This is a genomic window from Clavibacter michiganensis, from assembly GCF_002151125.1.
Classification (GTDB): domain Bacteria; phylum Actinomycetota; class Actinomycetes; order Actinomycetales; family Microbacteriaceae; genus Clavibacter; species Clavibacter michiganensis_C.
This window is the reverse complement of the sequence record NZ_MDJZ01000007.1, coordinates 1-12,683: the sequence shown is the minus strand read 5'-3', so window position 1 is coordinate 12,683 and position 12,683 is coordinate 1. Positions and strand designations below refer to the sequence as shown.

Genomic DNA, 12,683 nt, shown 5'->3' with positions numbered 1-12,683 from the left:
TAATATCGGTGCCGTCGGCACCCGCCCCTCCGTCCCCCCTGCGCGTCAGCCCGCCACGTGCCACTTCCGCACCGGGCTCGTACCGGCGCCGACCACGGCGTCACCCGAGTACGACGCCCGCACGGAGTGGTCGCCCGGCTGGATCCCCGACACGTCCAGGTGCCCCGCACCCGACGCGTCCAGCGGCACGCTGTACGTCCGGTCGCCGATGGGCACGCTGACGGCACCGGTGGCGGCCGTGTGCGCGCCGCTCCGCACGGAGACGTCGATGCACGCGGATCCGGCGGGCGCGCCCGCCGGCGTCGTGAGCCTCAGCCGCACGTCGGCCGCGTACCTCGGCGTCACGGGAGCGCTCGTGGCCTCCGCCGTGGCACCGCCCGGCGCGGTCGCCGTCACGCGGGCCGCGACCGCGTGCCCGGACAGCCTCGACGTGACGCGGAGGGTGGACGCCGTCGCTCCCGCGATGGGCTTCCCGTCCGACAGCCACTGGGTCGCGAAGGTCGTCCCCGTCGGGGTCCAGGTGCCGGTCGACGCCGTCAGCGTCTGCCCGACGTCGGCCGTGCCGCTGATCACGGGCGGCGCGCTCGCGACGGGCGCGACCGGGGCGGCCGGCGTCGTGACGTCGACCAGCGTGGTGGCGTCGGATCCGGAGTACGAGACGAGCCCGACGTACCGGGCGCCGGCCGCCAGCCCGGACCACGACGCCGAGTACGTCGCCTTCCGGCCCTGCGTGACGGGCAGCTGCGCGGGCGACACCGCGAAGGATCCCTCCCCGCCCGAGCCGGCGACGTCGTAGCGGGTCAAGTCGAAGTCGGCCTTCTTCGCCGTGCCCGCGACCGTCTCCGCCTCCACCGTCGCGACGTACTTCCCCGCCGGAGGCGCCGCCTGGACGATGCGCTCGGACGGCGACGACGTCACCTCGACGTCGACCGGCGTGCGCGTCCCGTCGGCGCCGACGCTGTCCAGCTCCAGGGACAGGTCCGAGGCGCCGTCCCGCGGGATCGCGTCGAGCACCAGCGCCTCCTCCCCGGCGGAGACGGTCAGCGGGAAGTCCACGAACGCGTCCTTCGCGAGGGATCCGCCGGGGCCGGTCGTCGACCCGGCAGCGGCGTGCAGCGGCTGCCCCTTCGCGAGCCCGGACGCGGTGAGCGCGATCCGGCCCGAGACGCCCGAGGTCACCGGCACGTCGACCTCGCCGGTGGTCCCGCTGCCCGTCACGTGAGCCGGCGCGTCGACCGCCTGAGGCTGCACCGCCACGGGGCTGCGGACGGTGCCGCCGGGGCCCGTCCAGGTGAGCGACCCGGTCGCCCACGAGCCCGTGGCCGTCCCGGCCTTCGCCGAGATGCGCACCTGGAAGGAGCGCGTCTGCCCGGGGGCGGTGAACGTCAGCTTCGCCGGGCTGACCTTCACGTCGACGCCCGCGACGCCCTGGACGGATGCCGTCCAGGTGCCGGCCGACTGCGACGTCACCGTGCGCGTCACGGTCGTGCTGCCGATGAGCTTCCCGACCGCGATGCTCGGCAGGTTGAGCTGCGACACCGGCACCGCCGCCGCGGGGTGCGGCAGCTCCAGCCCGGTCTGCGCGGCGTACCCCGCCCAGTCCGCCGGGCCGCTCGGGTACACGAGGCCCGGGTGCAGGTACCGCCCCGGCGCGATCTCGCCGGCGCCCTGGGCGAAGGGATCCGTCGAGGCCTTCCCCTTCGCGTCCACCGTGTCGGTCGCGGTCGTCATCATCGCGGACTTGATCTCCGACGGCGACGCCTTCGGGTGGATGCCGAGGTAGTCGAGCGCGAATCCGGCGATGTGCGGTGACGACATCGAGGTCCCCGACTCCACGGCGAAGCCCGGCTTGCCGTCGATGTCGGCGTAGGCGGCGGGGATGCCGGCGCCCGGCGCGGTGATGTCGGGCTTGATGATGTCGCCGCCGTCCGGCAGGTCGGGGCCGCGCGAGCTGAAGCCGACGACCTGCGGGGCCGGACGCTGGACGCCCGAGGTGTTGCCGGGCGTGAGCGTCGCGGTGGCGCCCGCCTTCGCGGCGTACGCGAGGATCGCGGGCCGGGCGTCGACGTCGACGTGGACGGTCGGGACGGTGTGCGTGTCGAGGTCCTCCGAGTCCGCCTTCACGTTGGTGAGGATCATCCCGATCCCGCCGGCGCGCTTCACCTCCGCGCTCTTGTCGATGCGCCCCGACACCCCGCGATCGCACTGGACGATGCGGCCCGTGACCTTGGCCGGATCCAGCGTGCCCTTCCCGCAGAGCTCCGGCGACTTCGCGCCGGAGAGCCCGGAGTCGGCCGCCCGGACGAGCGGACCGGTGACCGCGGACCGCACCGAGATGGATCCCCCGGAGTACTTCGTGCCGTCGCCGAGCGTGACCGTGGCCGAGTAGTTGTCGGGCACGCTGCTGGCGGCGACCGTGGTGATCCACGGCTCGAGGTTCGTGACGGTCCCGGCGTCGGGCCCGCTGTTGCCCGCGGACGCGGCGACGAAGACGCCGGCGCTCGCGGCGCCCAGGAGGGCGCGCTGGTACTCGTCCGGCGACTTCCCGCTGCCGCCGAGGGACGTGTTGATGACGTCCGCCCCGTCGGCCGTCGCCTGGTCGATCGCGGCGATGATGTCGGACACCTGGCAGCCGTCGTCGGTCTCGGAGGACGGGTCGGGTCCCTGCCAGCAGACCTTGTACGCGGCGATCCTCGCCGCGGGAGCCACGCCGGAGATCGTGTCGAGCACGCGGCCGTCGATCACGGCGGGGACACCCGCGTCACCCGCCGCCGTGCTGGCGGTGTGGGTGCCGTGCCCTCCCGCGTCGCGCGGCGAGCGCGTCTCCTGCGGACCGAGCGGGTCCTCGGACGCGTCCCGCCCGGCGATGAAGTAGCGCGCGCCGATGAGCTTCGTCGAGCAGTCGTCGGCCGTGAAGCCGTCGCCGGTCTGGCAGGCGCCGTGGAAGACGCTGCCGTCGGCCTTCCGGAACGCGGTGCCGGTGCCGTCGCGGTAGGGCTCGTCACCCGGCGTCGTCCCGAGGGGCTTCCCCGCGAACGACGGGTTGTCGGGGGCGATGCCGGAGTCGATGTCGGCGATCACCGTCCCGGCGCCCGCCTTGTCCACGCCGCCTGCGGCGGCCCAGAGCCCGTGGTCGCCCTCCAGGCCGAGGGATCGCGTCGCCGGGGTCGACTGCGTGTGCATGGTCTGGTCGGGCTCGACGCTCAGGACGTCGGCGTCGTGCCCCAGCGCCCGGACCTGGGCGGCGGTGAGGGCGGCGGAGAACCCGTTCGTCGTGAGGGAGTACTCGTGCGTGGGCGTCACGCCGATCGACTCCGCGACGCTGTGCTGCGCCTTCGCCAGGTGGTCGGCGTAGCGCTGGACGTCGTCGGACTGCGCGTCGAGGCGGGCGCCGGCGTCGACCTTCGTGCGGGCGAGCCCGTCGAGGGTGCCGTCGTAGGTCGCGGCGGGCTGGTCCTTGAGCGTGACGAGGTAGTGGCCGTCCGCCGCGTCGAGCGGCACGGCGGCCTGCGGGACGACGGCGGCTCCGGCCGCGGTGCTCCCCGCCGCCACAAGGGCGAGGGCGATCGCGCAGGCGACCAGCGGGCGGACCGCGGGGACGCGGCGCCTCCGGCCGGGCGGGAGCGGGTCTCGGTGGATGGGCATGGCTGTTCCCTCCTGTCGCCGACGTCGGCCGGCATCCGGGTCCGCCGCGCACCACGTGCGCTGCACGGCGTGAGCCGCCGTCGCGGACTCGCGTCACGGACGCGATGCGGAGAACCGTAGGGAGGAATGCACAGCTCTCGTGGACCCTCTGCACACGCGGCGCAGGCCCGGGCATGCGAGAGGCCCCGCCCCCGGATCGGGGGCGGGGCCTCTCGGCGTCAGGCGGCGTCGCGGACGACGCCCGCGGGATCAGGCCAGGCGCGTCTGCAGGTTGTCCGCGAGCGACGCGAGGAACTCCTCGGTCGTCTGGTACGGCTGGTCCGGGCCGACGAGGAGCGCGAGGTCCTTCGTCATCTTGCCGCTCTCGACCGTCGTGATGACGACGTCCTCGAGGGTGTCCGCGAACGTCTTCAGCGCGTCGTTGCCGTCGAGCTTGGCGCGGTGCGCGAGGCCCCGGGTCCAGGCGTAGATCGACGCGATGGGGTTCGTCGACGTGGGCTTGCCCTGCTGGTGCTGGCGGTAGTGGCGCGTGACGGTGCCGTGCGCGGCCTCCGCCTCGACGACCTTGCCGTCGGGCGTGGTGAGCACGCTCGTCATGAGGCCGAGCGAGCCGAAGCCCTGCGCGACGGTGTCGGACTGGACGTCGCCGTCGTAGTTCTTGCACGCCCAGACGTAGCCGCCCTCCCACTTGAGCGAGGCGGCGACCATGTCGTCGATGAGGCGGTGCTCGTAGGTGAGGCCGGCGGCGTCGAACTGCTCCTTGTACTCGGCCTGGAAGACCTCCTCGAACAGGTCCTTGAAGCGGCCGTCGTAGGCCTTGAGGATCGTGTTCTTGGTGGAGAGGTACACGGGGTAGTTGCGGGCGAGGCCGTAGGACAGCGAGGCGCGCGCGAAGTCGCGGATCGAGTCGTCGAGGTTGTACATGCCCATCGCGACGCCGGATCCGGGGCTCTGGAACACCTCGAACTGCTGCGGCTCGGAGCCGTCCTTCGGGGTGAAGGTCATCGTGAGCGTGCCCTCGCCCTCGAAGCGGAAGTCGGTGGCGCGGTACTGGTCGCCGAACGCGTGGCGGCCGACGATGATCGGCTTGTTCCAGCCGGGTACGAGGCGCGGGATGTTGCTGATGATGATGGGCTCGCGGAAGATCGTGCCGCCCAGGATGTTGCGGATCGTGCCGTTCGGCGAGCGCCACATCTTCTTCAGGCCGAACTCCTCGACGCGCGCCTCGTCGGGCGTGATCGTCGCACACTTGACGCCGACGCCGTGCTTCTTGATGGCGTTCGCCGCGTCGATCGTGATCTGGTCGTCGGTCTCGTCGCGCTTCTCGATGCCCAGGTCGTAGTACTCGAGGTCGATGTCGAGGTACGGGTGGATGAGCGTGTCCTTGATGGACTGCCAGATGATGCGCGTCATCTCGTCGCCGTCGAGCTCGACGACGGTCCCCTCTACCTTGATCTTCTCCACGAAGTCCTCCTCATGCTCGTCGGTCGCCTCCGTGCGCGCGTCTCCTTCGGCGCGCGCCGGGTCCGGCTCGTCGCCGGTGGATCCGTGGGCCAGCCTACCCGGCGGGCCCTGTCTCTCGACATCGAGACATCGGTGGGTCGGGCTCGGATCCCCGCTCCGGCGCCGCCTCGCGTGCCGGCCCGCGGCGGGGCCGACGGCACCTGGTCCGACGGAGGCCCGCCCGATACCCTGTGCCCATGAGCGACATGAGACTCGAAGAGCTGAGCGCCCGCACGATCGTGGCGGCCAACACGCTGACGCTCAAGCCGGGGCAGGAGAGCTACGTCGCCCCCGTGTCGCACTCCATCGCCGAGGCGTACGTCAACCCCACCACCGCCTGGCCGCGCGTCGTGATCGAGGACGAGGAGGTCGTCGGCTTCATCATGGGCAACTTCGACCCCGAGGCCCACGAGGAGATCTTCCGCAGCTGCATCTGGCGCATCAACGTGGACGCGGACGCGCAGGGCCACGGCGTGGGCCGCTTCGCCGTGCTCTCCCTCGCCGAGGAGGCGCGCTCGCGCGGCTTCGACCGCCTCACGGTCGTGTGGGAGCCGGGTGAGGACGGACCGGAGGAGTTCTTCACGCACGTCGGCTTCGAGGTCATCGGCGAGACCCAGTACGGCGAGGCCATCGGCGCGCTGGCGCTCTAGCGCGTGGCCGTCTTCGACACCCCGGGCGAGTTCACCGACCGGGTGCTGGAGGTCGTGGCCGAGATCCCCTCGGGCCGCGTCATGACCTACGGCGACGTGGCCGCCGTGTTCGGCCGCCGCGGTGCTCGGGCCGTCGGCATGGTGCTGCGCTACCACGGAGCCGGCCTGCCCTGGTGGCGCGTGCTCCGCGCGGGCGGGCACCCGCCGACGGGGCTCGCGGACGTTGCCCGGCCCCGCTACGAGGCCGAGGGGACCCCGCTGCTCGACGCGCCCACGGACGCCGGGTACCGCGTCGACCTCGAGGCGGCGCGCTGGTTCCCGTGATCCGCTGACCTCCGGGACGGCGTCCGACCTCCCGACCGGCGCCGTCCGGATCCGCCCGTCCGCCGGGCGGCCGAGGGCGGGTCATGCTGCGGGACCACGGCCGGGGCCTCGCGGCCGATGCGCGGAGGACGCGGCTCCGCTGGACTGGGAGCATGCCCCGTCGCCCGTCCGCCCGCCCCCTCGCCGTCGTCCCGCTCGCGGTCGTCCTCGTCCTCGTCCTCAGCGGCTGCGGGGCCGCGAGGACGGTCGGCGGCATGACCACGCCGGCGGATGCGCGCATCTACGCCACGGCGGCCGACGCCGACGGCCGGCTCCCGGCGTGGATCCCCGCGGACGCCACCGACGTCCACATCAAGACCTCGCTGCGCGGCGAGGGCGCGATCCTCGAGTTCCGCTCCGCGACGCCGGCCGACCGGATGGGCTGCGAGGCCGCACCCGCCGACGCTCCCGTGCCGTCCGTGCGGGACACGTGGTGGCCGGATCCCTCTCCCGCCGCCGCCATGGCGTGCGGCGACGGCTGGCTGGCCGCGGCGGACGGCGACGCCGTGCACGCGTGGCTGCCGAAGGGGTCCCCCGCGCTCGACCTCTGACCCCGCGCGCCGGACAGCACGCGGCCCGGGCGACTCCCTCGCAGGAGGCGCCCGGGCCGCGGCTCCCCGCCGGAGCTAGACCAGCGACTCCCGCCACGCGGCGTGCAGCTGCGAGAACCGGCCGGTGCCCTGGATGAGCGACTCCGGAGTGCCGTCCTCGACGATGCGGCCCTGCTCCATCACGAGCACGCGGTCCGCGATGGCGACGGTCGAGAGCCGGTGGGCGATGATGATCGCCGTCCGGTCCGCGAGCAGCGTCGTGAGGCCCTGCTGCACGAGCCGCTCGCTCGGGATGTCGAGCGAGCTCGTCGCCTCGTCGAGGATCAGCACCGCAGGGTCCGCGAGGAACGCCCGGGCGAAGGAGATCAGCTGGCGCTGCCCCGCCGAGACGCGGCCGCCGCGCTTGTTCACGTCGGTGTCGTAGCCGTCCGGCAGCGACTCGATGAACGTGTGCGCGCCCACGGCCTCCGCCGCCTGGCGGATCTCGCCGCGGGTCGCGTCGGGCTTGCCGATCGCGATGTTGTCCGCCACGGACCCGGAGAAGAGGTACGCCTCCTGCGTCACCATGACGATGGCGCGGCGGAGGTCCTTCGGGTGCAGGTCGCGGAGGTCGATCCCGTCGAGCGCGACGCGCCCGTCCGACGGGTCGTAGAAGCGGGAGATGAGCTTCGCGAGCGTCGTCTTGCCCGCGCCGGTGGATCCGACGAGCGCGATGGTCTGCCCCGCCGGCATGTCGAGGTCGAAGCGCGGCAGGATCGTCTTGCCCTTCCCGTAGCCGAACTCGACGCCCTCGAAGGACACGTGGCCCGTGGACTCCCACAGGTCGACCGGCTCCACGGGATCCGGCACGCTCGGCTCCTCCTCGAGCACACCCGAGATCTTCTCGAGCGCGGCCGAGGCCGACTGGTAGCTGTTGTAGAACATGGCCATGTCCTGCGCCGGCCCGAAGAACTGCCGCGTGTAGAGCACGACCGCGAGCAGCGCGCCGATGCCGAGCTGGCCGTCCGCTACGCGGAGGCCGCCGACGAGCAGCACCACGGCCACGGTGACGTTGCCGATGAGGATGAGGCCCGGGTCGAAGACGCCGAACACCTGGATCACGCGCATGTTCGTGTCGCGGTAGCCCTCGACGTGCTCGGAGAACTCGTCCGCGTTGCGCTTCTCCTTGCGGAAGGCCTTCACCGCGCGGATGCCCGTCATGGTCTCCACGAAGTGCACGATCAGCCGCGCCGACTTCACCCGCGTCTGGCGGAACAGGGCCTGCGACTTCACCGCGAACCAGAGGCTGAGGAAGAACAGAGGGACGAGCGCCGCGAGCAGCACGAGACCCGACACCCAGTCGAACGAGAACAGCGCGATCGCGGTGAACGCCATGTAGAGCGCGCCCTGCACGAGCTGGTTGATGCCGCCGTTCAGGAGCTCCCGGATCGAGTCGAGGTCGCTCGTCTGGCGGGAGATGATCCGGCCCGAGGTGTACGTCTCGTGGAACTCCAGGCTCAGCTTCTGCGTGTGCAGGAACATGCGCTTGCGGAGGTCGAGGAGGATCTCCTGCGCGATGCGCGCCGACATCACCTGGTACTTCGCGACCAGCACCGCGCCCGTCACCGCCACCAGGAGGTACGCCCCGATGACGAGCGCGAGCAGCGTGGGGTCGTCCGTGTCCAGGAGCGCCGGCAGCGCCCGGTCGAGGCCGATGCCGATGAGGGCGGGGCCGGCGACGTTCGCGGCGGTGGCCACGAGGATCGTCGCGGCCGTGAGGATCAGCGTCCGCTTGACCGGCTGGATGGTGCTGACGAGCAGCCTGGTCGAGCGACGGCGGATCTGCTTGCTCTCGGCGCGGGAGAAGTCGTCCCTCTCCTCGCCGGTGACCCCGGTGACGCTCATGCTGAGGCCTCCTCGTGCACGGTGTTCCCTTCCACGTCGAGGCTCGAGATGACGAACCGGTAGTGCTCGCTCGTGGCGAGCAGGTCGGAGTGCCGGCCGACCGCGGTGATGCGGCCGTCCTGCATGAGCGCCACCCGGTCCGCGAGCATCACGGTCGAGGGGCGGTGCGCCACGATCAGCGCGGTGGTGGACGCGAGCACGCGACGCAGCGCCGCCTCGACGAGCGCCTCCGTGTCGACGTCGAGCGCCGAGAGCGGGTCGTCGAGGACGAGCACGTCCGGCGCCGCGGCGACGGCGCGCGCCAGGGCGAGCCGCTGCCGCTGCCCGCCGGAGAGGCTGAGCCCCTCCTCGCCCACGGTCGTGTCGACGCCGTCGGGCAGGTCCCGCACGAAGCCGGCCTGGGCGATGTCGAGCGCCTCATCCAGCACGCGGTCCGCCTCGGGCCCGCCGTCGGCGAGGTCCGGCCGGCCGAGCAGCACGTTGTCGCGGACGCTGGACGAGAACAGCGTCGCGTCCTCGAACGCCATGGCGATGCGGCTGCGCAGCTCCTCGAGCCGCAGGTCGCGGATGTCCACGCCGTCCAGCTCGATGCTCCCGCCCGTCACGTCGTAGAGGCGGGTGGTGAGCGCGGTCAGCGTGGACTTGCCGCAGCCGGTGATCCCGACGAGCGCCATGGTCTCCCCCGGCTGCAGGTCGAGGTCGACCCCGTCGACGAGGTCGGGTTGACCCCGGACCGCGTCCTGGTAGCGGAAGCGCGCTCCGCGGAAGACGAGGTGACCGCGGGGCTCGGCGATGCGCACGGGCGTCGCGGGATCCGTGATGTCGTCCTCCTCGTCCATGACCTCGAAGTAGCGGTCGATGGCCGTGCGCGCGTCGAAGGTCATCGACAGCAGGAAGCCCACCGACTCGATCGGCCAGCGCAGCACCGCCGCGGTCGCGAAGAACGCCACGAGGTCGCCCACCGAGATCTCCCCGGCCGACGCCAGCAGCACGCCGCCGAGCAGCGCGAGCGCGAAGGTCAGGTCGGGCACCAGCAGCAGCCACAGCCAGATGCCGGCGATGGCCTTCGCCTTCTTGATCTCCGTCCCGCGCAGCTCCTCCGCCTGCTCGGCGAAGGCATCGTGCATGTGCTTGCCCCGGCCGAACGCCTTGAGCACGCGGATCCCGTGCACCGACTGCTCGACGCTCGTGGCGAGGTCGCCGGACTGGTCCTGGCTGAGGCGCGCGACCGACGAGTACTTCTGCTCGAAGAGGTAGCCGTAGACCCACAGCGGGATGGAGCACACGAGGAAGCCGATCCCGAGGCGCCAGTCGATGGAGACCAGGAAGCCGATGCCCACCAGGATCGTGAGGATGTTGACGATGAACAGCACCAGGCCGAACGCCATCCAGCGGCGGATGAGGTTGAGGTCGCTCACCATGCGCGACAGCAGCTGGCCGCTCTGCCACCGGTCGTGGAACGCGACCGGCAGCCGCTGCAGCTTCCGGTAGAACGAGTTCCGCATGTCCGCCTCCATGAGCGTGCCGGGCTTCAGCACGAACCAGCGGCGGAGGGCGATCATCGCGGCCTCGAGGATCCCGAGGCCGAGGATGAGGAGCACGGCGGGCACCACCGCGGCGGAGTCCCCGTCGCCGAGGGGGCCGTCGACGAGCCCGCGGAGGATCTGCGGGATGACCAGCGACAGCAGCGAGCCGACGAGCGCGACGACCATGCCGGCGATGATGCTGGGCATGGCGGGCCGGGCGAACGGCAGCAGCCGCATGAGCACGGCGATGGTGCCGGGCCGGGGGCCGTGCCGCTCGGACGACGCCTGAGCAGGCGATTCGGGCGGAGAGGTGGACACGTGTCATTCCTTCTGTAGACGGCCGATGCGCGGCCGGACGTGCTCTGCGGCCGCGCACGTCGAGACGCGCGCGGCGGAGGATCGGGGGTGGGAGGGCTGGCGGGCGGACGCCGGAGGAGCGGACTCGGCGACGCCGGGTCGTGGGCGGGCGGGCAGGCGACGCGGGACGGGCGCCCGCTGCGGCGGCGACGGGTCGGCGCCGTGGATGCGGATCCGACGCGCACGTGACATGGGAGCGGTGCCGGCGCCGCTGGCCGACCCCGAACGGGAGGACGGCGCCCGACGCCGGGAGCCGCGGGAGATCCGCCGCTAGCGCCGCGGGACGCGGAACGCCGGGGACACGGCAGCGGCCGCGGCGCCGATCCCGCTCGAGGTCGTGCGTGCGTCTGTCGTCGATGTCGTGGTCATGACACCCTCCCTGGCTGCGTATGCGATTCACGTGTGGGCCGCACCGAGGGACCACGCGAGTGGCCGCTCCAGGCAGCCTTCCAGGATAGGGAGCACGAGGGCGGACGCACAAGAGCCCGGCCCGCATCCGAGGATGCGGGCCGGGCTCTCACGGTCGCGCCGGGGCGCGGGAGCGTCGGCGCGTCAGCCGATCCGCACCGAGAGGCACGTGACGCAGCCCTCGAGCTTCTCGAACTCGCTGATGTCGACGGCGACGATCTCGTAGCCCAGCCCGCGCAGCAGATCGGCGGTCCGGGGTGCCGCGGCCGAGATCAGCAGGGTGTCCTCGTCGAGCGCCACGACGGCCGCACCCTCGGCCTCGGGCACCGGGAGGAACGACGGGAAGAGCCGTGGATCGTCGACCAGGGGCTCGTACCCGATCACGGTGCCGTCGGGCAGGGCGGTCACCTGCGACTTCAGGTGCAGGGTCCGGCTCACCGGCACGCCCACGACCGAGTAGCCGAGGGGCCGCGCGATCTCGCGCAGCCGACGGATGCCCGCCGCGTTGGTCCGACCGCTGGCGCCCACGTAGACCGTGCGGCCCACCTGGAGCACGTCCCCGCCGTCGACGGTCGCGGGGAGGTCGATGGACGTCACGGTGAGGTCGGTGTCCTCGAGCGCGCGCTCGGCACCCGTCCGCTCGCCTCGGCGCGAGTCCGCGCCGGACGTCAGGAGGACGGCGGTGGAGCCGAGGACGATGAGGGCATCCTCCACGAACACGGAGTCGGGGTGATCGTCGGCCGGCGGCACCTCTCGCGTCGTCCACCCGTTCTCCTCGAGCGCGAGCACGTACCGCTCCCACTGCTGGTCCGCGAGCTCGGAGTCGACAGGGCGGCGGTCCAGGTGCGTGAGCTCGCCGTCCGCGAGGCGGGCCGAGGGGATCCGCACCAGGGCGATGCGCTCCCGCTCGACGTGGTCGCTTCCCGCGCCCGCGAGGCGGGACCACAGACGACGTCCGAGGAGGACCGAGGCGAGCGACACCCCGAGGACGAACATGAGGTTCAGCCCCAGGATCGTCTCCAGCAGCGGACCGACGATGTCGCCCGTGAGCGTCGCCCCCTGCCCCAGCGCACCGATGAGGCTGCCGACGAGCGCGCCCACGATGGCCGCGGCGACCGAGCCGACGATCGAGGACCACAGGCGCCGGTGAATGCCGACGCCGGCGAGAGCCGCAAGGAGGACGAAGGCGACCAGCGTGTGCACCGTCCAGTAGTCGAGCAGCGTGACCAGCACCGCGGCACCGGGCTGGTTCGCGCTGAAGAGGGTAAGGACGCTGAAGAGCAGACCGAGGATCGCCGCCACGCCAGCGGACACGAGCGCCGCGGACAGGGCACGACCGATCGGGACGCCGGCGCTGCGCTGCCGCGAAGTGCGGGCATCGCCCCTCGGAGCGGATGCGGAGGTCGCGGGCGAATCCGCCGGATCACCCGCCGACGGGTTCGAGGGCTGGGGGGAAGCGGAGGCGTTCTCGCGGGGGTCGGTCACGAACGACGACGATAACGCCCCGCCTTATGACGGCCATGTGAACGCGCTGACAGGCACGCGCACATTGTGCGTGTCGGCCACGCAGACGGTGCGCTCATTTCGAGGACCATCTCGGCAGACGGCACACATCCGTCATTGGACGACCGACGGGAGAGATGGCGATCACGCATCCGCGCTCTGCGCTTCGATGCAGCGGGCGTTAACGCGAGAAGGCCCGTCGCACGATGTGCGACGGGCCTTCCCGTTACTACCAAATCAAGTCCGGCGGTGTCCTACTCTCCCACAGGGTCCCCCCTGCAGTACCATCGGCG

8 protein-coding genes are annotated in these 12,683 nt (G+C 72.5%); 3 read left to right on the top strand and 5 right to left on the bottom strand.

What is annotated here, in order from left to right; all coding sequences use genetic code 11:
• Window positions 1–45: 45 nt before the first annotated feature.
• Together BFL37_RS05225 and BFL37_RS05220 are read right to left on the bottom strand one after the other, a co-directional pair.
• On the bottom strand, window positions 46–3,645 hold the full coding sequence (locus BFL37_RS05225; protein WP_086514101.1) for a S8 family serine peptidase: 3,600 nt from the start codon (window positions 3,643–3,645) through the stop codon (window positions 46–48).
• Window positions 3,646–3,894: 249 nt separating this feature from the next.
• A complete protein-coding gene (locus BFL37_RS05220) occupies window positions 3,895–5,109 on the bottom strand; it encodes an NADP-dependent isocitrate dehydrogenase (RefSeq protein ID WP_086514100.1) in 1,215 nt (404 codons plus the stop codon).
• Window positions 5,110–5,345: 236 nt separating this feature from the next.
• Here BFL37_RS05220 and BFL37_RS05215 point away from each other — a divergent pair, with 236 nt between their 5' ends.
• The 3 genes from BFL37_RS05215 to BFL37_RS05205 all read left to right on the top strand — a co-directional run bounded on the left by BFL37_RS05215 (window position 5,346) and on the right by BFL37_RS05205 (window position 6,712).
• Entirely contained in the window at window positions 5,346–5,798 is a 453-nt protein-coding gene (locus BFL37_RS05215) for a GNAT family N-acetyltransferase (protein ID WP_086514099.1), read from the top strand.
• A 3-nt stretch (window positions 5,799–5,801) separates the two neighbouring features.
• Window positions 5,802–6,122: an MGMT family protein gene (locus tag BFL37_RS05210; protein ID WP_086514098.1), complete on the top strand. Its 321-nt coding sequence runs from the start codon at window positions 5,802–5,804 to the stop codon at window positions 6,120–6,122.
• Window positions 6,123–6,274: 152 nt separating this feature from the next.
• The gene (locus BFL37_RS05205) at window positions 6,275–6,712 is read left to right on the top strand and encodes a hypothetical protein (RefSeq protein WP_241533873.1); all 438 of its coding nucleotides are present in this window, start codon (window positions 6,275–6,277) and stop codon (window positions 6,710–6,712) included.
• A 75-nt stretch (window positions 6,713–6,787) separates the two neighbouring features.
• Here the strand turns inward: BFL37_RS05205 and BFL37_RS05200 are convergent, their stop codons facing one another.
• From BFL37_RS05200 to ddaH, 3 genes are all read right to left on the bottom strand, one after another.
• Window positions 6,788–8,596 (bottom strand): ABC transporter ATP-binding protein, encoded by a 1,809-nt coding sequence (locus BFL37_RS05200; protein WP_086514096.1) that lies wholly within the window; start codon window positions 8,594–8,596, stop codon window positions 6,788–6,790.
• Complete coding sequence (locus BFL37_RS05195) at window positions 8,593–10,359, bottom strand: ABC transporter ATP-binding protein (protein WP_241533874.1); 1,767 nt, start codon at window positions 10,357–10,359, stop codon at window positions 8,593–8,595. Before BFL37_RS05195 ends, BFL37_RS05200 begins: the two co-directional genes overlap by 4 nt.
• A gap of 672 nt (window positions 10,360–11,031) precedes the next feature.
• Complete coding sequence (ddaH, locus tag BFL37_RS05190) at window positions 11,032–12,201, bottom strand: dimethylargininase (RefSeq protein ID WP_277620506.1); 1,170 nt, start codon at window positions 12,199–12,201, stop codon at window positions 11,032–11,034.
• Window positions 12,202–12,683: the final 482 nt, after the last annotated feature.